The following is a 22,232-nucleotide window of genomic DNA, read 5'->3' as shown; positions in this document are numbered from 1 at the left end:
GTGGTGAGGGTGTGCGTGCGTGGTGTGGTGTCGGGTCCACGGTAGGGGGCGGGGGGTGGGGGGTCGTTTGTCCGGGGTGTAGTGGTGGGGGTGGGGGGTGCGCCGGAATGGCGGGGTGGGTGGGGGCGCGGCTCAGGGTTTTCGCCCCCGTCCCATCCCCAGGGGCTCCGCCCCTTCGACCCCGCCAGGGGGCTCCGCCCTCTGGACCCCCGCGGGGCTCCGCCCACAGCAAGCACCACCTGATCGTCGAGGCGCACGGCATCCCGCTCGCGGCAATCACCACCGGCGGCAACCGCAACGACGTCACCCAACTGATCCCGCTGATCCAGGCCGTCCCGCCGATCCGCGGCAAGCGCGGCCAGCCACTGCGCCGCCTCAGGTATCTGTACGCCGACCGCGGCTATGACCACGAGGTCTACCGGGACAAGGTCGGCTTCCAGATCACCCCGCACCTCGCCCGGCGCGGCACCGGGCACGGCTCCGGCCTGGGCGTGTACCGCTGGGTCGTGGAAGGAGCGATCGCGCTGCTGCACGGATTCCGCCGCCTGTGCATCCGCTGGGAGATCCGCGACGACATCCACCACGCGTTCGTCACCCTCGGCTGCGCCGTCATCTGCTGGCGACGACTGCGCACCGCACTTTGTCGAGAGTAAGGGCAGGCGATGCGCCTCAGGGGATGGTCTGCTCGATGCGTCAGAACACATTCGTAGCAGTCGGGCCCGCGCAGCCTCACATCCGGGATCTCAGCACGTCGACCTCACAGCCCGGCGCGAACGGGTCGAAGCCGTGCTCGATCAGCCAGCGAACTGCCAGCAGGCTTCGCAACGACCACCACGCGTGGATCACGTCGAGGTCGATGTCGGTGCCATAGCCGGCGACGACGTCGTCGAGGTGCTCCTCGTGTCCGAGCGTGAAGGTGGCGAGGTCGTACAGGGCATCACCCTGGCCCGCCTCGGACCAGTCGATGATGCCCGTGACCTCGTCGCCGTCGACGAAGACGTGCGCGATCTGCAGGTCGCCGTGCGTGAACGCCGGAGTCCACGGCCGGAGCGCGGCCTCGGCGACCTGGCGGTTGTGGGTGACCAGGTCAGCGGGCAGGAGGCCGTTCGTCACGAGCAACTCGCACTCGTCGTCGAGTTCCGCCGCCAGCGCGACGATGCTCCGGCCGGCCCGGCCGGGCCGGGGCGGCAGCGGCGCGTCGTGCAGCTTCCGGATGGCGGCGCCCGCCGCGGCCCACGCCGCCGACGACCCGGTCGACGGCCCGCCGAGGCGCCCAAGCGTCGTCCCCGGGAGTGCGGCGACCGCGAGCACGGGCGGCTTGCGCCACAGGACCTCCGGGGTCGGGACCGGCGCGAGGGACATCGCCTCGACCTCGACGTCGATGCGCGCCTGATCGGCGTCCACCTTCAGGAACACGTCGCCGACGCGCAGGGTCGCGCGCTCGGAATGGGCGACAACGACTTTGACCTCATCCATGGGCGACCAGTATCCCGGGGATGATCGCCGACGTCGCCGGGTTTATCGCGTGCGATTACGCGGCTGACTGCGTCCCGACACCCGGCGGCCTCGTGCGCGACACCGACCTCTGACCAGGTCAAGTCCACCACTTTTGTTAGGAGTCCTAAGACGTTGCAGTCATGCGGTCTACCTGTACGCCACGAGTCCACAGTTCTTCGGCATGCTCTGCGAACCGGTCGAACATCCCGCCGCTACCGTGCTTTCGCAGGTGCAGGAGTGGCGAATCATGGCCCACCAGGCGGGCAAGGTGCGGAGTGACCAACGCTTCGTTGTCGAACCCGGCACCCGCTTTCGAGTTTCTTTCGCAGGGTCTCAACGAACGCAGGCTGGTCGAGCCACAGAAAGTAGTTCGTGTATCCAGCGAAGAAAAGTTCTTCCGTGACATTCCCGACCAATTCACCCCACACCGTGGAAGGGCAGGCCGACCGGTATGGATAGGAGCGGATAATCTCCCGGTCGCCGCCGGTCTTGATTCGGTCCTTTACCGCTTTCGGCCAGATCATTTCTTGCAGGACCCGCAGGGAGCGGCACGCCCCGCCCGTTGAGGCGCCCCAGTCGCAGGGACGCACCAAGTGGTTCCCGCCTCGCGACTGGGAGGCCCGGTTACCGGCGTCCGCACTGAGGTGCGCGCGCAGCGCACGGTGAAACCGGCAGAGGTGCCGGAGGTGCGCCAGACATTCCCGCCTTCCCGCGCTGCGTCGATGCCGCTATCCGGCTGCGCGCGCAACTGACGGAAGCAAACCGACGGAGCAGGGGGGAACTGTGACGCGTTCGATCATCAAGGCTGCGGAGTGGACGCTAGGGCGGATTCCGACGGTGACGCCGCCGCAGATCACCGCGACGTTTCACAGACACGCAGGCTTGTCACCGCCGTAAGGAGTCGTCCACAAAGATGGCTGGGGCGGAGCCCCAAGGCCGCGCCCCACCCACCCCGGGTGCCTACTCCGCCGACGTCGCCTTCAACGCCAGCCACAACTCCATCCGCACATCCGGATCGTCCAGCGACCGCCCCAGGATCTCCTCCACCCGCCGCATCCGGTACCGCAGCGTATGCCGGTGAACCCCGAGGTCCGCCGCCGCCGCGTCCCACTGCCCGTGCCGCGACAACCACGCCCGCACCGAGGCCACCAGATTCCCCCGCCCGGTCGCGTCGTGCTCGTGCAGCGCCCGTAGCAACCCGTCCGCGAAGGCCTTCACCGCGTCGTCGGCGAGCAACGGCAGCACCGACCCGGCCGCCATCTGCTCGTGCTCGACGCACACCCGTCCCCGCCGCCGCGCCACCGACAAGGCCTGCTCGGCCTGCTTGTACGCGGCGGCGGCCGCGATCGGGCCGGCCGGTGCCGACAGCCCCACGACCAGTTCGTCCTCGTCGCCGGCCGCCGTCTGATCCCGTATGCCCGCCCGCGCCGCCTCCACCGCCGCCGCGTACTCCCCGCACGCGGCCACCACGGCACCTCCGTCCGCGGCCAGCACCACCAACCGCTCCCCTTCGCCCTCCCCCTCGGGCACGACCAGCACGGCCTCCCCGGACCGCGCCGCCGCCGACTCCACGACCTCGACGAGCGCGCCCAGCGGATCACCGCCTGTGTCGGCGGCGGCGAGCGCGGCGGCCGTCGGCTTGGTGAGCGGTCCGTGCGCGCGGCCGTCGGCCCGTACGCGCGCGGCCGACGTGGAGGAGGCCGACTCGGCGACGATCATCCGGAACGGGGCGTCCAACAGCTCCCCGTACAGGTCTCCTGCGACCGCACGCGCATGGTCCGGCTCGCCCGCGAGCAGCATGCGCAGCACCGCCACCCCGATCCGCTGTTCGGCCGCGTGCAGGGACCGTGAGCGTTCCGTCGTGAGCGTCAGCAGCGCGATGGCCGAGTGGAGGGCGTACCGCTCGGCCGTACCGAGAGCCGCGGCCGTCCCCACCGCGAGCGCCGCCCGGGGGCGTCGCCCCGTGCCCAGCGAGTGCAGCTCGACCCGGTCCTCGTGGTCCGGCCCGCCCACCACCGACGAGGCGGGCGCGGGCCGCTCCCACAGCCGTTCCACATCCACCGTGAGCCGGGCGGCCCGCCGCCCCGCCCACTCCGGCGCGGTCGCGACGACGGCGCCGGACGCGTCGTACAGCGCCGCCCATCCGTCCACCTGCGACGCGAGCTCGGCGAGCAGCCCCTCCGGCCCGTCCGTCAGCGCCTGCTTGGTCAGCTCGCGCTGGGCGGCGAAGCCCGCCGTCACCGCCCGGTACTGGTCGGCCGCGATGGCCGCCGACACGGCCTTGCTGATGGCGAGGAAGGGCGTGCGGCGCGGCACCTCCAGCAGCGGCAGCCCCTCCTGCTCGGCCGCGTCGACGAGCGCGGCGGGGATCTGCTCGTAGTTGACCCCGACGCCGAAGCCGAGCCCCGCGACCCCCGCTCCGACCAGCCGCTTCACATAGCGGGCCATCGCTTCCGGGTCCTCCGCGTCCAGCTTCAGCGCGGTGATCAGGAGCAGCTCCCCGCCCTCCATGTAGGGGACGGGGTCGGCGAGCTCACTGGCGTGCGCCCAGCGGACGGGCACGTCCAGTCGGTCCTCGCCCGCGCGTACGGTCAGCTTGAGCGCGGAGTGGTGGACGAGCGAGGCGAGCGTCGGGGACATGAGGCCTTCAGGTTATGTGTGACCGTCGTGATCTTTGTGAGCTTTTGGCCGTCACGTATGAACGACCTATGGTGATTCTGCCTCACCGTACGGTCCGGGCGCGCCCCAAGTCCCCATGGTCTGCTCAGTGACGCAGATCCACCAGCAGCGGCGGCGCGTGCTCCCCCTTCACATTCGTCAGCGACAGCACCGCGTGCCCCGGCGGCACCCCGTGCGCCAGCTCGGACGCCGACCACCGCTCCCGCTCGACCTGGCGGACGGTCACGGCCCGAGCGGTCGGCGCCTTCCCGGTGATCACCCGCCGCACCGCGTGCAGCACCTTGCCGGCCGGGGTCTCCGCGATGATCTGCCGGTCGGTGACGTCACGCGCCTCGATCCACTCCTTGCCCCACACCTCGGCGAAGTCCTGCCCGTCCCACGGCGTGAGCCCGGACAGCGCCATCCGGCATCCGGTGGCGCCGAGCAGCGGCCCGCGCAGCGGCCTCGGTACGTCGTCCAGGGTGCGCAGGGTCAGCACCACGCCCGCGTTGCCCGACCGCAGCCGCTGGATGCCCCGGACGGCCTCGGGAGTCACCACGCCCGTGGCGTCGTCGAGGACCAGGCAGGCGAACAGCGACCGGTCCTCCCGTACCGCGACGCTCGCCGTGAACTGGGCGAGCACCAGCCGCGCCAGCATCCGCGAGGCGTCGGCGTGTCCGCGCTGGGGCAGGTCGATGCGCACCCGCACCGGGTGGTCCAGCGCCTTCAGCGAGAACGGCCGCGACTGTCCGGCCGTGTCGAAGAAGCCCGCGAAGGCCGGCCGGTCGAGCAGCGCCACGCGGTCCGCGAGCACACCGCTCACGTCCCCCGGATGCCCCAGCTGCCGTTCCCGGGCGTCCAGTTCGCGCAGCAGCGACTCCTGTCCGGCGTCCTGAAGCCCCTTGCGCAGCGCGGCCAGCGGCGCGGGCGCGCCGTCGAGCAGCTGCCGCAGCTCCGGTACGGACGGGAAGCGGCCGTGGACCGCCCGGAACGGCCCGAGGAGCTGGGCGAGGACGGTGGTGGACCGGCGGGTGTCCCCGCCCTGATGGGGTTCGGCGAGGTCGCCCACGAGGGCTTCGGCGAGCACGGCCGCCGCCTCGTCCGGGTCCGTCGTGCCGCCGTACAGGTCGAGGTCGTACACGGATTCGGGATTCCCGATCCGTACGACGACGTCGTAGGCGTCGGCCGGGCCGAGCCCCGCGCCCGCCGCGCCGACCACGACGACGGCGGCCCGCCCGGCGAGCGCGTGCAGGCACAGCGACTCGGCGAGCGGCTGGACGACGGTGCCGGTCTTGCCGGAGCCGGCCGGTCCGACGGCGAGGAGAGAGGTGCCGAGCAGATCGGGACCGAGGCCGAGGCCGGTGCCGCGGTAGGCGTACGGGTTGCGGGCGTCGTCGGCCGTGGTGCCGAGCCGGACCTGGCCGGTGACGAGGTCGTGCCGGGCGAGCCGGGCAGGTAGGTCGCGCTCGCCGGAGGGGTGCAGGCAGGCGGCGGCGCCCTCGCCGAGCACCGCGCCGGTGAAGGTGGCGAGGCTGTGCCGGCCGCTGCGCACGCCCTGCCAGGCGCGGGCGATCCGGGCGTGGTCGACGTCCCGCATCAGCCCGGCACGCGCCTCGGCGGCGAGCCGCTCGGCGGCGTCGACGGCCCCGGCGGCGCGCAGCTGGGGCCACTCGGCGGGGTCCTGCTCGGGGGCGGGCGGCCGTTCGGGCGTCGGTACGGCGCGGCGCCAGGCGGGCGGTCCGTAGCGCCGCCAGACCTCGCCCCAGCGGCCGAGGCGGCCGACGCCGAGCATGATCGCGAGGGCGATCAGGGTGTAGTAGGTGTACCAGAGGATCGCGTTGCCGACGCGGTCGTTGCTGTGCCGCCAGGAGTCGGGGGTGAAGAGCTCCAGGGGCAGCACCCACCAGCCGCCGAGGTAGCCGTTCCACAGCAGCGACCAGATCAGCCAGCCCACGAGGAAGGCGATCACCGCGCCGCCGAGCAGCTGCCGCGCCGGGATCTCCTCGGGCTGCTCCGCCGGCCGGGGCTTGTACCCGAACCGCCACACGCCGGGTGCCGCCTCCGGCCGGGGCGCGCGCAGCCAGGCGAGGAACGCCGAGCCGTCCGGCCTCGGCGGCACGCCCGGTGCCGCGGGGGGCCGCGGCGGCATCGCCGGCGCCTCCGGCGGTCCCGCCGGACGTGGCACAGGGTTCGCATGCGTACCCCGCGCGTCCTGGGTCCCGTCGCTGTCCATCGCCTCTGCTCCCTGACCAGCCGTTCCGTCCACCATCAGCGAGTCAATCTAACGCCCCAGCCAAGGGAGTTCACCGCTTACGCGGCCGGGCTCGCACGGACTCTCCCTGTCCAAGACGGACAAGCCGCGCTGCCGAGAACGCCCACATGGAGCATGCCCACCCCCCGGTCCCCGCCCTAGCCTGCGAGAAAAGAAGGCAAGTGTCAGCAAAACCCCAGGAGCCCCCCATGACCGCACTTCCGCAGGAGCGCCGCGTCGTCACCGCCATCCCCGGCCCGAAGTCGCTTCAGCTGCAGGCCCGCCGCGTCGCCGCGGTCGCGCAGGGTGTGGGCTCCGTGCTGCCCGTGTTCACCGCGCGGGCGGGCGGCGGGATCATCGAGGACGTCGACGGCAACCGCCTCATCGACTTCGGCTCCGGCATCGCGGTCACGTCCGTCGGCGCCTGTGCCGAGGCCGTCGTACGCCGGGCCTCCGCGCAGCTCGCCGACTTCACCCACACCTGTTTCATGGTCACGCCGTACGAGGGGTACGTCGAGGTCGCCGAGGCCCTCGCGGAGCTGACGCCGGGTGACCACGCCAAGAAGTCGGCCCTGTTCAACAGCGGTGCCGAGGCCGTCGAGAACGCCGTCAAGATCGCCCGCTCGTACACCAGGCGCCAGGCGGTCGTCGTCTTCGACCACGGCTACCACGGCCGGACGAACCTCACCATGGCGCTGACCGCGAAGAACATGCCGTACAAGCATGGCTTCGGCCCCTTCGCCCCCGAGGTCTACCGCGTCCCGGTCGCCTACGGCTACCGCTGGCCGACCGGCCCGGAGAACGCGGGCCCGGAGGCCGCCGCGCAGGCCATCGACCAGATCACCAAGCAGGTCGGCCCGGAGAACGTCGCCGCGGTCATCATCGAGCCGGTGCTCGGCGAGGGCGGCTTCATCGAGCCGGCCAAGGGTTTCCTGCCCGCGATCAGCCGGTTCGCCTCGGAGCACGGCATGGTCTTCGTCGCCGACGAGATCCAGTCCGGCTTCTGCCGCACCGGCCAGTGGTTCGCCTGCGAGGACGAGGGCATCGTCCCCGACCTGATCACCACGGCCAAGGGCATCGCCGGCGGCCTGCCGCTCGCCGCCGTCACCGGCCGCGCCGAGATCATGGACGCCGCGCACGCGGGCGGCCTGGGCGGCACCTACGGCGGCAACCCGGTCGCCTGCGCCGGCGCGCTCGGCGCGATCGAGACGATGAAGGAGCTCGACCTCAACGCCAGGGCCAAGCACATCGAGACGGTCATGAAGGCCCGCCTGCGGGCTATGGCGGAGAAGTTCGACCTCATCGGCGACGTCCGCGGCCGTGGCGCGATGATCGCCATCGAACTGGTCAAGGACCGCGCCACCAAGGAGCCGAACCCGGAGGCCACCGCCGCCCTCGCCAAGGCCTGCCACCAGGAGGGCCTGTTGGTCCTGACCTGCGGCACGTACGGCAACGTGCTGCGTTTCCTGCCTCCGCTGGTGATCGGCGAGGACCTGCTGAACGAGGGCCTCGACATCATCGAGCAGGCGTTCGCGCGCATCTGACCGACGGTCCGCACACTTGATTCCGCCAGCGGTAGACCGTGTGAAGAAGGTGTGCGAGGTGGATGGCAGGACACGATTCCGCCTGTCCTCCGCCCCACCCCTGTCGTAGGTTCTACCCAGATGAGAGATACACCCCGCCCACAGGGGACTGTGGGCGACATCAGGCCGGGGCCTCCCCAGCTTCGACCTGGTCGTGCCCTCGCGCACACAACCGGAGCCTCCGGCTCTGGATCTCCTCACCGATCGGACAGTCGCCCGCCCCAAACCCCCCGGGGCGCGCGACCATCCGATCCGATCGGCCGCCCCGGAACCACCCCCCCTGTTCCGGGGCGGCCGGCCTCCTTCCTCCTTCTCGGCCTTCCGGCCCTCCTTTTCGCGCTGATCACCTGGCAGGTGGTCACCGACGGCCCGCTGCTGCGCGCGGACGAGCGCGTCAGCCGCGCGCTGATCCACCCGGACCGCTTCTCGGAACTCCTCGCCGACCTGGGCAATGTCCAGGTCGCGGTCCCGGTCCTCCTCGTCGCCCTGGTGTACGTCGCCCGGCGGGCCCGCGGCATCGGCACAGACCGCTGGTGGCTCCCGCCCACCGCGGCGGCCCTGCTCATGGCCCTGGTCCCGGCGCTGATCGTCCCCCTCAAGGAACTCATCGACCGCCCGGGCACCCCGGCCGGGCCGCCGGGCACCGGCTACTACCCCTCCGGCCACACCGCCACGGCCGCCCTCGCCTACGGTGCCGCGGCCCTGCTGCTCCTGCCCTGGCTGCACTCGGCCACGGCCCGTCGCGCGTGCGTCGTCCTCTGCGCCGCCCTCGTCCTCGGCGCGTCCTACGGCCTGGTCCGCCGCGGCTACCACTGGCCACTGGATGTCGTGGCCAGTTGGGGTCTGTGTGGGGTGCTGCTCGTGTCGCTGTGGCTGCTCCTCGCGCGACGGCCGATCATCGGTCGCCGCGCCTAGGGCCCTTCTGATGGATCTCCGCGGCGTCGCGACGCCCGGCACGCTCCCCCACTGCCTCAAGGGCGTGGGCGGTGCCCCCACTCGCCGCACCGGACGCCGCTCCTTCTCCCACGGAGATCCATCAGAAGGGCCCTAATCGTCCTCCTCCGTCGCCAGCCCGGCCGCCGCCTCGTGCATGGCCAGTTCGAGGAGTGCCGGGTCGGTGAGGGTTCCGGAGCCGTCCGGCGGGACCAGCCAGCGGACCCCGCCGGTGGCGCGTCCCGGGTACGGCACCACGATCCAGGTGCCGGCGCCGGCCGTACGGATGCCCGTGCCGAGCCAGCGGGCCGCGGTGCCCGCCGGGACGAAGAAGCCCATCCGGGCGTCGCCGAAGTCGACGAGCACCGGGCCCGGTCGGTCGAGGAAGCGGGTGAGGACGTCGAGGGTGGGATAGCCGAGCTCGCCCGGCAGGATCAGTACGTCCCAGGCCTTGCCCGCCGGCAGCAGCGCGACCCCCAGGGGGTTGCGCTCCCATTCCCAGCGGCAGGCCTCGGGGTCCGGCGCGACGGATGCCAGCCACTCCACCGCCGTCTTCGCCCCTCTCATGAGGAGACCTCCCTTTCATTCGTCGACGCTGGTCGCGTCATGAGGGAGAGGGAGGCCTCCTGGCAGGCATTACGCGGGATTTGGCGGTTTTTTGGAGTGAACCAGATCACATACGGCTGTTCAGCTGTCGAAGCCCAGACCCAGCCGGTCCATCGTTCGCAGCCACAGATTGCGTCGCCCCCCGTGCGCGTCCGCCCGCGCCAGCGACCACTTGGTGAGGGCGATGCCGGTCCAGGCGAAGGGCTCCGGCGGGAAGGGCAGCGGCTTCTTTCGGACCATCCCGAGCGAGGTCCGCTCCGTGGTCTCCCCCGCCAGCAGGTCCAGCATCACCTCGGCGCCGAACCGGGTCGCGCCGACACCCAGGCCGGTGTAGCCCGCCGCGTACGCCACCTTGCCGTGATGGGCCGTGCCGAAGAACGCCGAGAAGCGGGAGCAGGTGTCGATCGCCCCGCCCCACGCGTGCGTGAAGCGGACGCCCTCCAGCTGCGGGAAGCAGGTGAAGAAGTGCCCGGCGAGTTTGGCGTAGGTCTCCGGGCGGTCGTCGTACTCGGCGCGCACCCGGCCGCCGTACGGATAGATGGCGTCGTAACCGCCCCAGAGGATCCGGTTGTCCGCGGACAGCCGGAAGTAGTGGAACTGGTTCGCGCTGTCCCCGAGCCCCTGTCTGTTCTTCCAGCCGATCGAGGCCAGCCGGCCGGCGGTCAGCGGCTCGGTCATCAGCGCGTAGTCGTAGACCGGGACGGTGTACGCGCGCACGCGCCTGACCAGGTTGGGGAAGATGTTGGTGCCGAGCGCGACCTTGCGGGCGCGGACCTGACCGTACGGAGTGCGTACGGCCATCCCGGCGCCGTACGGCTTCAACGTCAGCGCCGGTGTGTGCTCGTGGACGCGGACGCCGAGGCGGAGGCAGGCGCGCTTGAGGCCCCACGCCAGCTTGGCGGGGTTGAGCATGGCCACGCCCCGGCGGTCGTACAGGCCCGCCCGGAAGGTCGGCGAGTCGACTTGTTCCCGCACCGCCGCGGCGTCCAGGAACTCCACGCCGTCGGCGAGGCCCCGGCGCTCCATCTCCTCGTACCAGTCCCTCAGTTCCCAGGCCTGGTACGTCTCGGTCGCCACGTCGATCTCGCCGGTGCGCTCGAAGTCGCAGTCGAGGTCGTGCCGGGCGACCGCCTTCTCGATCTCGTCGAGGTTGCGGGCGCCCAGCTCCTGGAGCTGGTGGATCTCGTCCGGCCAGCGGGTCAGGCCGTTGGGCAGGCCGTGGGTGAGGGAGGCGGCGCAGAATCCGCCGTTGCGGCCGGAGGCGGCCCAGCCCACCTCGCGGCCTTCCAGCAGGACGACATCCCGCCCGGGGTCGCGCTCCTTGGCGATGAGCGCGGTCCACAGTCCGCTGTAGCCGCCGCCGACGACCAGCAGGTCGCAGGTCTCGGCGCCGGTGAGAGCGGGCTCGGGGCGGGGTTTGCCGGGGTCGTCCAGCCAGTACGGGACGGGCTGGGCGTCGGAAAGGGATCTGGTCCAACGGCTCATGGCACTCGGGGCCATGATTTCAACTCCCTACAGGTCTCTTCCGCCTATGCCTTTTGCTTGTTGCGGCGATTTCCGATGACCATCGAGGCCAGGACGAACAGTACGGCGACGAGGAACATGGCCGTACCGATGACATTGATCTGTACCGGTGTTCCGCGCTGCGCCGAACCCCAGACGAACATGGGGAAGGTCACGGTCGAGCCCGCGTTGAAATTGGTGATGATGAAATCGTCGAAGGAAAGCGCGAAGGCGAGCAGCGCGCCCGCCGCGATTCCCGGGGCAGCGATCGGCAGGGTGACCCTGATGAAGGTCTGGAACGGGCCGGCGTAGAGGTCCTGTGCCGCCTGCTCCAGCCTCGGGTCCATCGACATCACGCGCGCCTTGACGGCCGTGACGACGAAGCTGAGGCAGAACATGATGTGCGCGATGAGGATCGTCCAGAATCCCAGCTGAGCACCCATGTTGAGGAACAGGGTGAGCAGCGAGGCCGCCATGACGACCTCGGGCATCGCCATCGGCAGGAAGATCAGCGAGTTCACGGCACCCCGCGCGCGGAAGCGGTAGCGGACCAGCGCGAAGGCGATCATCGTGCCGAGGGCGGTCGCGCCGAGCGTCGCCCAGAACGCGATCTGCAGACTGACCGACAGCGAGCCGCACAGGTCGGAGACCCCGCACGGGTCCTTCCAGGCGTCCGTGGAGAACTGCTGCCATTCGTAGTTGAAGCGCCCCTTCGGTTTGTTGAAGGAGAACACCGTGACGATCACGTTCGGCAGCAGGAGATAAGCGAGCGTCAGCAGTCCCGCGATCACCACGAGATTGCGCTTGAGCCAGTTGACGCTCGTGCCGAATATGCGACTCCGTCGCGTGTTCATTTAAACCAGATCCTCCGTGCCGGACTTGCGGATGTAGAACGTGACCATGACGAGGATCGCGGCCATGAGGATGAAGGAAAGGGCCGCGGCCGTCGGGTAGTCGAGAATCCGCAGGAATTGGGACTGGATGACGTTTCCGACCATGCGGGTGTCCGTGGAGCCGAGCAGGTCCGCGTTGACGTAGTCACCGGCCGCCGGGATGAAGGTCAGCAGGGTGCCGGAGACCACGCCCGGCATCGACAGCGGGAAGGTGACCTTGCGGAAGGTGGTCCAGGGCCGCGCGTACAGGTCGCCCGCTGCCTCGTGGAGGCGTCCGTCGATGCGCTCGAGCGAGGAGTAGAGCGGCAGGATCATGAATGGCAGGAAGTTGTACGTCAGACCGCACACGACCGCGAGCGGCGTGGCCAGCACGCGGTCGCCGGAGGTCCAGCCGAGCCAGCTGGTGATGTCCAGGACGTGCAGCGTGTTGAGGGCGCCGACGACCGGGCCGCCGTCCGCGAGGATCGTCTTCCAGGCGAGGGTGCGGATCAGGAAGCTGGTGAAGAAGGGCGCGATCACCAGGATCATGATCAGGTTGCGCCAGCGGCCCGCGCGGAAGGCGATGAGATACGCGAGCGGGTAGCCGAGCAGCAGACACAGCACCGTCGCCGCGGCGGCGTAGGCGACCGAGCGCAGGAACTGCGGCCAGTACTCGCTCAGCGCGTCCCAGTAGGTCGCGAAGTGCCAGGTGACCTGGTAGCCCTCCTCCAGGGAGCCCGTCTGCACGGACGTGGAGGCCTGGTAGATCATCGGCAGCGCGAAGAAGACCAGCAGCCAGAGGATGCCGGGCAGGAGCAGCCAGTACGGGACCAGCCGGCCGGGTCTGCGTGGTGGCTTCTCCTCGGGGGCGGTCGGGCTGAGAGGCGGCGGCGCCTCGGTGAGCGTCGTCATCAGGCAGCCTCTTCCACTCCGGCCTCGATGTCCTGAGCCGCGTCCAGCCCGAAGGTGTGCGCCGGGTTCCAGTGCAGGACGACGTCGGCGCCGGGCACGAGCCGGGAGTCGCGGTCGATGTTCTGGGCGTAGACCTCGAACTCGGGGCAGACGGGGCTGTCGATGACGTACTGCGTGGAGACGCCGATGAAGCTGGAGTCGGCGATCTTCCCGGTGATGCGGTTGCGGCCCTCCGGTATCTCGCCCGCGTCGGCGGCGTGGGTGAGGGAGATCTTCTCCGGGCGGACGCCGACCAGCACCTTGCCGCCGGTCGTGGTGGGCGCGCCGCACCGCGCCTCGGGGAGGACCAGCTTGCCGCCGCCCGCCTTCAGCACGATCTCGTCGCCGCTCTTGGAGTCGACCTCGGCCTCGATCAGGTTGGACGTGCCGAGGAAGTTGGCGACGAAGGTGGTCTGCGGGTTCTCGTAGAGGTCGGCGGGCGAGCCGAGCTGTTCGACGCGGCCCGCGTTCATCACGGCGACCGTGTCGGCCATGGTCATGGCCTCCTCCTGGTCGTGCGTGACGTGGACGAAGGTGATGCCGACCTCGGTCTGGATGCGCTTGAGCTCCAGCTGCATCTGGCGGCGCAGCTTCAGGTCGAGGGCGCCGAGGGGCTCGTCGAGGAGGAGCACCTTGGGGTGGTTGATCAGCGCGCGGGCCACGGCGACACGCTGCTGCTGTCCGCCGGAGAGCTGGTGCGGCTTCTTGCGCGCCTGCTCGCCCAGCTGAACGAGGTCGAGCATCTCCTCGACTTGCTTCTTCACCGACTTGATGCCGCGCCGGCGCAGGCCGAAGGCGACGTTCTCGAAGATGTCGAGGTGCGGGAAGAGGGCATAGGACTGGAAGACCGTGTTCACCGGCCGCTTGTAGGGCGGCAGGTGGGTCACCTCCTGGTCGCCGAGGTGGACGGTGCCCGTCGTGGGCTCCTCGAGTCCCGCGATCATGCGCAGGGTGGTCGTCTTGCCGCAGCCGGAGGCGCCGAGCAGGGCGAAGAAGGAGCCCTGCGGGACGGTCAGGTCCAGTGGGTGTACGGCGGTGAAGGAGCCGTAGGTCTTGCTGATGCCCGAGAGGCGGACGTCGCCGCCGTGGTCGTTGTCGTTCGTCCTGTTCGTCGTCACGGTGGTCACGCCCCAGTCAGCTTCGCGAACTTCTCTTCGAACTCGGTCTCTTCCTTCGAGCTCAGCGAGCGGAAGGCGTGGGACTTCTCGGCCATGGCCTTGTCGGGGATGATCAGCGGGTTGTTCGCCGCATCCTTGTCGATCTTCTCCAGCTCGGCCTTCACGCCGTCGACGGGGCACACGTAGTTGATGTACGCGGCGAGTTCGGCGGCCGGCTTCGGCTCGTAGTAGAAGTCGATGAGCCGCTCGGCGTTCGTCTTGTGCCGGGCCTTGTTGGGGATCAGCAGGTTGTCGGTCGACGTCATGTATCCGCTGTCCGGGATCAGGAAGTCGATGTCCGGGCTGTCCGCCTTCAGCTGGACGACGTCGCCGGCCCAGGCGATGCAGGCGGCGAAGTCGCCGCTGGTCAGGTCGGAGGTGTAGTCGTTGCCGGTGAAGCGGCGGATCTGCCCCTTGTCGACGGCCTTCTGGATGCGGGCGACGGCCGCGTCGTAGTCGTCCGCGGTGAAGTTGGCCGGGTCCTTGCCCATGTCGAGCAGGGTCATGCCGATGCTGTCGCGCATCTCCGACAGGAAGCCGACGCGGCCCTTGAGCCTGGGGTTGTCGAGCAGGTCGGAGACCGACTTCACCTCGACGCCGTCGAGGGCCTTCTTGTTGTAGGCGATGACGGTCGAGATGCCCTGCCAGACGTACGAGTAGGCACGGCCCGGGTCCCAGTCGGGGTCGCGGAACTGCGCCGACAGGTTGGCGTAGGCGTGCGGGAGGTTGGACGGGTCCAGTTTCTGCACCCACCCCAGGCGGATGAGGCGGCCGGCCAGCCAGTCGGTGAGGACGATGATGTCGCGGCCGGTGTCCTGGCCCGCGGCGAGCTGCGGCTTGATCTTGCCGAAGAACTCGTTGTTGTCGTTGATGTCCTCGGTGTACTTGACCTTGATGCCTGTCCGCTTCGTGAACTGCTCCAGCGTCGGATGGTGCTTGCCGCTGTCGTCGACGTCCATGTACTCGGTCCAGTTGGAGAAGTCGACGGTCTTCTCCTTCGCCGAGTGGTCCTCCGCGGAGACGCCGCCCTGCGTGTTGCCCGCAGCGGGGATGCCGCAGGCGCTCAGCGCCCCGAGACCGCCGATCGCGAGCGCGCCGCCCGTGGAGGCGCGCAACAGGGACCGCCGGGTCATGGCGGCCCGGCCGCCCTGAAAACTGCGCCGCATGGCGGCCACCTGGGCCGGGGACAGGCGGTCGGGCTCGTACTGCTCCATGCGCGTGATGCCCTTTCGGGAGGGTGTGCGGCCGCGGGTCAGGCGGCCCGGATACGGCTATCGGTCCCCGAAGATCGTGCGGTGCCAGTCCTTGCGGACCACCGCGGTGTTGTCGAACATGACGTGCTTGATCTGGGTGTACTCCTCGAACGAGTACGCGGACATGTCCTTGCCGAAGCCGGACGCCTTGTAACCGCCGTGGGGCATCTCGCTGAGGATCGGAATGTGGTCGTTGACCCACACGCAGCCCGCCTTGATCTCGCGGGTGGCGCGGTTCGCCCGGTAGACGTCCCGGCTCCAGGCGGAGGCGGCGAGCCCGTACGGGGTGTCGTTGGCCAGCCGGATCCCCTCGTCGTCGCTGTCGAAGGGCAGCACGACCAGGACCGGCCCGAAGATCTCGGACTGGACGATCTCGCTGTCCTGGGCGGCGTCCGCGATCAGGGTGGGCCGATAGTACGCACCGTTCTTGAGATCCCCCTGAGGAACCTCGCCGCCGGTGACCACGCGCGCGTAGGCACGCGCCCGTTCGACGAAACCGGCGACGCGGTCACGCTGGACGTGTGTGATCAGCGGCCCGAGGTCGATGCCGGGGGCGAAGGGATCGCCGAGCCGGACGGTCTCCATGAGGGCGGCCGTCCGCTCGACGAACGCCTCATAGAGGGGCCGCTGTACGTACGCGCGCGTGGCGGCCGTGCAGTCCTGCCCGGTGTTGATGAGCGCGCCCGCGACCGCGCCGTGGACCGCCGCCTCCAGATCGGCGTCGTCGAAGACCACGAAGGGCGCCTTGCCGCCCAGCTCCAGATGGAGGCGCTTGACGGTGGCGGTGGCGATCTCGGCGACGCGTTTGCCGACGGCGGTGGAGCCGGTGAAGGAGGTCATGGCCACGTCGTGGTGGCCGACTAGGTGCTCGCCGGCTTCCTTGCCGGTGCCGGTGACGATGTTGACGACACCGTCCGGGATCCCGGCGTCGGTGGCGGCCTGGGCGAAGAGCAGTGAGGTGAGCGGGGTGAGCTCGGCGGGCTTGAGAACGATGGTGTTGCCGGCGGCGATCGCCGGGAGGATCTTCCAGGCGGCCATCTGGAGGGGGTAGTTCCAGGGCGCGATGGAGCCGACGACGCCGATGGGCTCGCGGCGGACGTACGAGGTGTGGTCGCCGGAGTACTCACCGGCCGACTGCCCCTGGAGGTGCCGGGCGGCACCGGCGAAGAAGGCCGTGTTGTCGATGGTCCCCGGCACGTCGAACTCGCGGGTCAGCTTCAGCGGCTTGCCGCACTGGAGGGACTCGGCGCGGGCGAAGTCCTCGGCACGGTCGGCGAGCACGGCGGCGAAGCGGTGCAGGGCGTCGGAGCGCTCGCCCGGGGTGGCCGAGGACCAGCCGGGGAAGGCCTCCCGGGCGGCGGCGACGGCCGCGTCCACATCGGCCGGGCCGGCCAGCTCGTACGTGAAGACGTCCTCCCCGGTCGCGGGGTCGACGACCGCATGGGTGCGGCCGGAGGTGCCCTTCGTCAAGCGGCCCGCGATGTACTGCGCGCCGTCCGCGAAGCGCTCCCGGGCCGCGAACCGGTCCGGGGTGGCAGTGCCCGGGTTGTGCATGTCGCTCTCCTCCGCCGTCGCCCCGCGTTCGTCGGAGGCGGGTGGCGTAGCTCCAGCTCGATTTGAGTGCCGATCCTGACAGAGCAAAGGGCGTCCAACAAGTGATTCCGTTGTTGCCTTTTGGTTACGCGACGGAATCTGTCGACCTGGTGTCGAGTCGACGCCGAAAATGGGGGACGCAGTGTCGGTGGTGGCTGCCAGACTCGCGTGCATGGAGAGGACCACGGGGAAGATCGATTCGCGGGAGGCCCTGGTCAGGGCGGTCCGGGCGGGGGCGAGGATCAAGTATCTGCACTTCTGGGGGCACCGGCCGCGGCCGGACGGCCGGGTGGGGCCGAGTTGTCTGAGTCAGTGGTGGCCGTCGCCGTTCGAGGTGGACGGCGTGGTGTACGCGACCGCCGAGCACTGGATGATGGCCGGCAAGGCGCGCCTCTTCCAAGATCCCGAAGCGGAGCGGCACGTGCTGGCGGCGAAGCATCCCGCCGAGGCGAAGAAGGCGGGGCGGCTCGTGCGCGGCTTCGACGAGACCATATGGGAGCGCGAGCGGTTCAGGCTCGTGGTGGAGGGCAGCGTCCACAAGTTCGCCGCCCACGACGATCTGCGGGAATTCCTGCTGAACACGGGTGACCGGGTGCTGGTGGAGGCGAGCCCCGTGGACCGGGTGTGGGGCATCGGCCTCGCCGCGGACGACGAGGCGGCGCAGGATCCGGAGCGGTGGCGGGGGCCGAATCTGCTGGGGTTCGCGTTGATGGAGGCGCGGGAGCGGTTGCGGACGGGCTGAAGCGGGGCCGATCCTGCGGGGCCGGCTCCCTTCAGAGGCTCATGCGGCTCCGGGGTGGATTCAGCGGGTCGTCACGACGGACGTCGACACGGCGTGGGCGGCACCGTCGTAGTAGGGGTCGGAGTCCGGCTCGTCGCTGTTGATGGCAAGCACGATGCCGATGACCATCACCGCGACCACGATGAGGCCGAGGACGATGCCGATGATGCCCGTGATCAGTCCCGCCTGCGCCTGACTGTGGTTGGTGGCCTCGCCGCGCTGGACGCGCTTGCGTCCCTTGATCCCGAGCACGACGGCCAGGATGCCGAGCGCGAGCGAGAGGACGCCGTAGAGGCAGAAGAGGCAGCAGGACAGGATGCCCAGCACCATCGCCGCTGTGCCCATCCCGTTCTGCGGGGGCGCCGGCATGCCGGGCCAGCCGTAGCCGGGGGGATAGGAGGGGTATCCGTATCCGCCGGGGCCGGTGGGCGCCATGGGCGGGAGAGGCACGCCGGGGCCGGGGCCACCGACGGGAGCCGGTCCCCCCACAGGAGTGGCCGCAGTCGGTGCGCCGGAGGCGGGGTAGCCGGGTGGGGGGTAGCCCGGTGCGGCGAAACCGTCGGTGGGCATCGAGGTGACGGTGGCCTGGTCGTGCACGGACGGCGGCTGCGGCCCGGACGGCTGCCCGGCACCGGGCGCCCGGTCCTTGTCCAGCGACGGCCCGTTCTCGGGCGGCGCCCAAGGGTCGCGGCCGCCATTGGCCTCCCCGCTCGGCTGCGTCGCGTCCGTCATGTCATGTCCCCCCAAGTCGTTCGTGCCGTCATGCTACGGCCTGCCGGATCGCACTCCACCGCCCAGTCCCGTCCCATCCTGCACCGAGGCCCCGGGACCCTTCCCGCACACCTCCCCCACCCCCCGGCAGCCTTCCCGGCCGTCCCTGGCCCCCGCACCTGCCCTCGCCCCCGCGACCTACGATGTCACCGCACACGATCAGCCGATCACCCGCGCCGCGCCCGACACGGTGCCCGGCGCCTGCCCGGGGAGGCCCCCTTGACCGACCACCTCGTCGACGCCCGCGTCCCGCGCGGCCTGCACGCCTTCATCGCGTCGCTGCCCAAGGCCGAACTGCACGTGCACCACGTCGGCTCCGCCTCCCCGCGCATCGTTTCGGAACTGGCCGCCCGCCACCCCGACTCCAAGGTCCCCACCGACCCCGAGGCCCTGATCGACTACTTCACCTTCACGGACTTCGCCCACTTCATCGAGGTGTACCTGTCCGTCGTCGACCTGATCCGCACGCCGGAGGACGTACGGCTGCTGACGTACGAGGTGGCCCGGGACCTGGCCCGGCAGCAGGTGCGCTACGCCGAGCTGACCATCACCCCGTTCTCCTCGACCCGCCGGGGCATCGACGAGCGGGCCTTCATGGACGCGATCGAGGACGCGCGCAAGGCGGCGGAGGCCGAGTTCGGGACCGTTCTGCGCTGGTGCTTCGACATCCCCGGCGAGGCCGGTCTGGAGGCCGCCGAGGAGACGACACGGCTGGCCACCGACGACCGGGTGCGCCCGGAGGGGCTGGTCTCCTTCGGGCTCGGCGGGCCCGAGATCGGCGTACCCCGGCCGCAGTTCAAGCCGTACTTCGACCGGGCGATCGCCGCCGGACTGCGGTCGGTGCCGCACGCGGGCGAGACCACCGGCCCGCAGACCGTGTGGGACGCGCTCACCGAACTGCGCGCCGAGCGCATCGGACACGGCACCAGCTCCGCCCGGGACAACAAGCTCCTCGCCCACCTCGCCGAGCACCGGATCGCGCTGGAGGTGTGCCCGACCTCCAACATCGCCACGCGCGCGGTCCGCACCCTCGACGAGCACCCGATCAAGGAGTTCGTGGAGGCCGGCATCCTGGTCACGATCAACTCCGACGACCCGCCGATGTTCGGCACCGACCTCAACAACGAGTACGCGGTCGCCGCCCGGCTGCTGGACCTCGACGAGCGGGGCCTGGCCGAGCTGGCGAAGAACGCGGTCGAGGCGTCCTTCCTGGACGAGGCCGGCAAGGCCCGGATCAAGGACGAGATCGACACCAGCACTACGGCCTGGCTCGCCCCCTGAGGCATCCCCTCGCAGAGGCATCCCCGCACAATGGGCGCATGCAGAAGCTGACCACCGTGGCCCACCGCGGCGACCCCTACCGCGTCCGCGAGAACACGATCGACTCGCTGCGTTCCGCGCTCCGCCAGGGCGCGGACGCGGTCGAGATCGACGTACGGCTGACCCGCGACGGCGTTCCCGTGCTGCTGCACGACGACACGCTGAAGCGGCTGTGGGAGCACGACCGGCCGCTGCTGTCGCTGTCGGCGGACGAGGTGCGCGGGCTGACGTTCGGGAAGGTGCCCACGCTGGCCGAGGCGCTGACCGCGACCGACGGCAGCCGGGTGATGCTCGACCTGCCGGGCACGTCGGACGTACGGGTGGCGCGCCGGGTCGTGGACGTCGTCCGCGAGTGCGGGGCGGCGGACCGCGTGTACTACTGCGCGGACGCCACGGCCATGCTCGCCGTGCGCGCCGCCGACAAGGCCGCCGAGATCGCGCTGACCTGGACCACGCTGGCCCCGCCGCGCCCCGCCCTGCTGGACGCGGTACGCCCGCGCTGGCTCAACTACCGCTTCGCCCTGGTCGACCGCGCCCTCGCCGACCGCGTCCACACCGACGGCTACCTGCTGTCCGTCTGGACCCCCGACACCCGCCGCTCGATGCGCCGCCTCACCGCCATGGGCGTCGACTCGATCACCACGAACCGCATCGACACGCTGTGCGCCCTGCGCAACGGCGGCTGACCGCGCGGCCCGGCGAACGCCGGCGGGAGTCCTACACGCGGGAGTCCTGAGGGACGGTCGCCGGGTCGGCCGGGGTCGCGCGGGTGACGTACTGGGGCACGGGGGTGTCGTCCTTGCCGGTGTCGCGGACCAGGCCGTAGCGGAGGATCTCGCCGTCAGGGGGCCCGTTGTTGATGTCCTCGTTCACCGCGTTCCAGCTCGACGGGAAGACGCTCAGGCCGTAGGAGGCGCCGCGCTCGTTCACGGTGAGGGTGACGGTGCCGTCGACGTAGAAGTACTCGTTCTGCCACATCTGCTGGGTGCCGTCGGGCAGGACCGTGTAGCCGATGTCCGGGCCGCCCATGCCGGTGACGTAGCCGCGGCCGGAACCGTCCCCGACGACGTCGTCCATACGGCGGCCGCCCCCGGAGGCGACGTGGAAGAGCTTGCCCTTCAGGCCGGTCCAGGTCGGCATGACCAGCCCGCCGGGCCGGTCGTGCGGCGCGATCTGCCAGCGCACCAGGACATAACCCTGTCCGCTGAGTGTCACGCTGTCGCCGCGGTGCTCCATGACCGCCTTCGCGCCGCCTGTGCTGGTGATCCCCGACTCCGGCCGGTGCGGCAGGGGCGCGGGCTCGGCGTTCGGGTCCGGTGCCCGGTCGACGGCGTCGACGACGCTGCCGTACAGGTCGGCCTTCGGCTGAGTCGGCGACGGTGAGGGCGAGGGGGGCGGGGCGGCCGGAAGGGACGGCGGGGCGGACGTGGCCGTCGCCGTGGGGGTGACGGCCGCGCGCGGGGGCGGGGCATCGGGCGGCTGCGTGACGACGTACGCGCCGCCCGCGACGATGGAGGCGCTCGCCGTCACCGCGACGGCCGGCTTGGTCAGCGCGCCCAGCACCTTGGCCGACCAGCCGACGGACGTGGCGGCCACCGCCGTCTTGCCGCCGAAGGCCAGCGAGAGGGTGAAGCCGACCGGGATCGGGACGAGCGCGATCCCGACGAGCAGGCGTTCCGCCGGTACGACGGTCTCGCGGGCGTCGCCGCAGTAGCCGCAGCGCCGAATGTGCCGGGCCAGCCGCTTGCGCCAGACGGAGTCGGGGCGGCCGTTCCAGCGGCCGGTCAGCTCGCGCAGGTCCGGGCAGGCACCGTCGAGGGCCCGCACGATGCCGCGCGAGGTCTCCAGGCGCTCCTTCATCCGCTGGACGCGCACGGCGGCGTGCTGCCGGCTGATGCCGACGGCCGCCGCCAGCTCACGCCGGGTGAGCTCGCCGGCGACCTCCAGCCACCACAGCGACAGCAGCTGCCGGTCCTCGTCGTCGAGCCAGCGCACCGCCTCCGCGACCTCGCGCCGCTGCCCCTCCAACTGCAGCCGCAGTACGGTGAGTTCGGCGAAGTCGGTGGCCTCGTGCGCCGCTGCCTCGTCCAGTTTCTCCGTGGACCTGCGGCGCGCCCGGTCCCGGATCTGCCGCATGGCGATCGCCACCAGCCAGGACCGGAAGCTGTCCGGGTCGCGCAGCGAGCCGAGGTTGTCGACGGCCCGGAGCATCGTCTCCTGGACGACGTCGTCGACGTCGGCGTGGCCGTTCAGGGCGCGGCCGACGATGTTGTAGACCAGCGGCAGCCAGCCCGCGACCAGCTCGTCCAGCGCCTGCCGGTCGCCGGCCTGCGCGGCCGCGATGGTGTCGCGCCATTGCCGCGTGTCCACGTCGTCCTTTCCGGGGCGTCCAAGGCTTCCGAGGCTTCCGAGACCGATGTCAGTTCGTTTCTGCACGCACCCTCTCAGGCGGGCCCGGGATCTTGGCTATGTCGGGGGTCACAGCGTGGAGACGGCGTGAAGG

Annotated in this window: 17 protein-coding genes and 1 pseudogene; 6 read left to right on the top strand and 12 right to left on the bottom strand. The window is 70.9% G+C overall.

The features are described 5' to 3' along the window. Nucleotides 1-197: 197 nt before the first annotated feature. Nucleotides 198-653: pseudogene (locus ABT063_RS09610) on the top strand (transposase); the annotation flags it as partial. A gap of 76 nt (nt 654-729) precedes the next feature. Here ABT063_RS09610 and ABT063_RS09605 read toward each other — a convergent pair. The 3 genes from ABT063_RS09605 to ABT063_RS09595 all read right to left on the bottom strand — a co-directional run bounded on the left by ABT063_RS09605 (nt 730) and on the right by ABT063_RS09595 (nt 6,388). Continuing rightward, on the bottom strand, nt 730-1,476 hold the full coding sequence (locus ABT063_RS09605; RefSeq protein ID WP_351056638.1) for a phosphotransferase family protein: 747 nt from the start codon (nt 1,474-1,476) through the stop codon (nt 730-732). Between the two features lie 981 nt (nt 1,477-2,457). Continuing rightward, entirely contained in the window at nt 2,458-4,137 is a 1,680-nt protein-coding gene (locus ABT063_RS09600) for a PucR family transcriptional regulator ligand-binding domain-containing protein (RefSeq protein WP_351056637.1), read from the bottom strand. Nucleotides 4,138-4,261: 124 nt separating this feature from the next. Further along, complete coding sequence (locus ABT063_RS09595) at nt 4,262-6,388, bottom strand: ATP-binding protein (RefSeq protein WP_351056636.1); 2,127 nt, start codon at nt 6,386-6,388, stop codon at nt 4,262-4,264. Between the two features lie 227 nt (nt 6,389-6,615). Here ABT063_RS09595 and gabT point away from each other — a divergent pair, with 227 nt between their 5' ends. Both gabT and ABT063_RS09585 read left to right on the top strand, forming a co-directional pair. Next, a complete protein-coding gene (gabT, locus tag ABT063_RS09590; protein ID WP_351056635.1) occupies nt 6,616-7,950 on the top strand; it encodes a 4-aminobutyrate--2-oxoglutarate transaminase in 1,335 nt (444 codons plus the stop codon). Nucleotides 7,951-8,100: 150 nt separating this feature from the next. Further along, nucleotides 8,101-8,904 carry a phosphatase PAP2 family protein gene (locus ABT063_RS09585; RefSeq protein WP_351056714.1) on the top strand — a complete coding sequence of 268 codons (804 nt, stop codon included), beginning with the start codon at nt 8,101-8,103 and terminating at the stop codon, nt 8,902-8,904. A 132-nt stretch (nt 8,905-9,036) separates the two neighbouring features. On the opposite strand, the gene ABT063_RS09580 is transcribed toward ABT063_RS09585, so the two are convergent. From ABT063_RS09580 to ABT063_RS09550, 7 genes are all read right to left on the bottom strand, one after another. After that, the gene (locus ABT063_RS09580; RefSeq protein WP_351056634.1) at nt 9,037-9,489 is read right to left on the bottom strand and encodes a hypothetical protein; all 453 of its coding nucleotides are present in this window, start codon (nt 9,487-9,489) and stop codon (nt 9,037-9,039) included. Between the two features lie 120 nt (nt 9,490-9,609). After that, the gene (locus tag ABT063_RS09575) at nt 9,610-11,028 is read right to left on the bottom strand and encodes an NAD(P)/FAD-dependent oxidoreductase (RefSeq protein ID WP_351056633.1); all 1,419 of its coding nucleotides are present in this window, start codon (nt 11,026-11,028) and stop codon (nt 9,610-9,612) included. Between the two features lie 29 nt (nt 11,029-11,057). Then, a complete protein-coding gene (locus tag ABT063_RS09570) occupies nt 11,058-11,885 on the bottom strand; it encodes an ABC transporter permease (RefSeq protein WP_351056632.1) in 828 nt (275 codons plus the stop codon). Then, entirely contained in the window at nt 11,886-12,815 is a 930-nt protein-coding gene (locus ABT063_RS09565) for an ABC transporter permease (protein ID WP_351056631.1), read from the bottom strand. Continuing rightward, on the bottom strand, nt 12,815-13,981 hold the full coding sequence (locus ABT063_RS09560; RefSeq protein WP_502990788.1) for an ABC transporter ATP-binding protein: 1,167 nt from the start codon (nt 13,979-13,981) through the stop codon (nt 12,815-12,817). Before ABT063_RS09560 ends, ABT063_RS09565 begins: the two co-directional genes overlap by 1 nt. Then, entirely contained in the window at nt 13,978-15,225 is a 1,248-nt protein-coding gene (locus ABT063_RS09555) for a polyamine ABC transporter substrate-binding protein (protein WP_351056630.1), read from the bottom strand. Before ABT063_RS09555 ends, ABT063_RS09560 begins: the two co-directional genes overlap by 4 nt. Nucleotides 15,226-15,282: 57 nt before the next feature. Beyond that, entirely contained in the window at nt 15,283-16,818 is a 1,536-nt protein-coding gene (locus ABT063_RS09550; RefSeq protein WP_351056629.1) for a gamma-aminobutyraldehyde dehydrogenase, read from the bottom strand. A 211-nt stretch (nt 16,819-17,029) separates the two neighbouring features. On the opposite strand from ABT063_RS09550, the gene ybiA reads away from it, so the two are divergent. After that, nucleotides 17,030-17,599, top strand: coding sequence for a riboflavin biosynthesis intermediates N-glycosidase (gene ybiA, locus ABT063_RS09545; protein WP_351056628.1), 570 nt, complete (start codon nt 17,030-17,032; stop codon nt 17,597-17,599). Between the two features lie 60 nt (nt 17,600-17,659). Here ybiA and ABT063_RS09540 read toward each other — a convergent pair whose 3' ends face one another. Then, nucleotides 17,660-18,370, bottom strand: a complete 711-nt coding sequence (locus tag ABT063_RS09540) for a DUF4190 domain-containing protein (protein WP_351056627.1) — start codon at nt 18,368-18,370, stop codon at nt 17,660-17,662. 258 nt (nt 18,371-18,628) lie between these two features. Between ABT063_RS09540 and ABT063_RS09535 the strand changes: the two genes are divergently transcribed. Together ABT063_RS09535 and ABT063_RS09530 are read left to right on the top strand one after the other, a co-directional pair. Beyond that, on the top strand, nt 18,629-19,690 hold the full coding sequence (locus ABT063_RS09535; RefSeq protein ID WP_502990787.1) for an adenosine deaminase: 1,062 nt from the start codon (nt 18,629-18,631) through the stop codon (nt 19,688-19,690). A gap of 38 nt (nt 19,691-19,728) precedes the next feature. Then, on the top strand, nt 19,729-20,415 hold the full coding sequence (locus ABT063_RS09530; protein ID WP_351056626.1) for a glycerophosphodiester phosphodiesterase: 687 nt from the start codon (nt 19,729-19,731) through the stop codon (nt 20,413-20,415). Nucleotides 20,416-20,446: 31 nt separating this feature from the next. On the opposite strand, the gene ABT063_RS09525 is transcribed toward ABT063_RS09530, so the two are convergent. Continuing rightward, nucleotides 20,447-22,099 carry an RNA polymerase sigma factor gene (locus ABT063_RS09525; RefSeq protein WP_351056625.1) on the bottom strand — a complete coding sequence of 551 codons (1,653 nt, stop codon included), beginning with the start codon at nt 22,097-22,099 and terminating at the stop codon, nt 20,447-20,449. Nucleotides 22,100-22,232: the final 133 nt, after the last annotated feature.

The sequence above is a fragment of the Streptomyces sp. NPDC002838 genome (assembly GCF_040295365.1).
GTDB lineage: Bacteria > Actinomycetota > Actinomycetes > Streptomycetales > Streptomycetaceae > Streptomyces.
The sequence above is the reverse complement of the archived record's forward strand: the minus strand, read 5'-3'. Positions and strand labels throughout refer to the sequence as shown.

Coding starts and splice junctions, on each gene's coding strand:
- ABT063_RS09580 (WP_351056634.1), bottom strand. CDS start 9,489: ATGAGAGGGGCGAAGACGGCGGTGGAGTGGCTGGCATCCGTCGCGCCG.
- gabT (WP_351056635.1), top strand. CDS start 6,616: ATGACCGCACTTCCGCAGGAGCGCCGCGTCGTCACCGCCATCCCCGGC.
- ybiA (WP_351056628.1), top strand. CDS start 17,030: ATGGAGAGGACCACGGGGAAGATCGATTCGCGGGAGGCCCTGGTCAGG.
- ABT063_RS09605 (WP_351056638.1), bottom strand. CDS start 1,476: ATGGATGAGGTCAAAGTCGTTGTCGCCCATTCCGAGCGCGCGACCCTG.
- ABT063_RS09595 (WP_351056636.1), bottom strand. CDS start 6,388: ATGGACAGCGACGGGACCCAGGACGCGCGGGGTACGCATGCGAACCCT.
- ABT063_RS09565 (WP_351056631.1), bottom strand. CDS start 12,815: ATGACGACGCTCACCGAGGCGCCGCCGCCTCTCAGCCCGACCGCCCCC.
- ABT063_RS09540 (WP_351056627.1), bottom strand. CDS start 18,370: ATGACGGACGCGACGCAGCCGAGCGGGGAGGCCAATGGCGGCCGCGAC.
- ABT063_RS09575 (WP_351056633.1), bottom strand. CDS start 11,028: ATGGCCCCGAGTGCCATGAGCCGTTGGACCAGATCCCTTTCCGACGCC.
- ABT063_RS09600 (WP_351056637.1), bottom strand. CDS start 4,137: ATGTCCCCGACGCTCGCCTCGCTCGTCCACCACTCCGCGCTCAAGCTG.
- ABT063_RS09550 (WP_351056629.1), bottom strand. CDS start 16,818: ATGCACAACCCGGGCACTGCCACCCCGGACCGGTTCGCGGCCCGGGAG.
- ABT063_RS09570 (WP_351056632.1), bottom strand. CDS start 11,885: ATGAACACGCGACGGAGTCGCATATTCGGCACGAGCGTCAACTGGCTC.
- ABT063_RS09530 (WP_351056626.1), top strand. CDS start 19,729: ATGCAGAAGCTGACCACCGTGGCCCACCGCGGCGACCCCTACCGCGTC.
- ABT063_RS09555 (WP_351056630.1), bottom strand. CDS start 15,225: ATGGAGCAGTACGAGCCCGACCGCCTGTCCCCGGCCCAGGTGGCCGCC.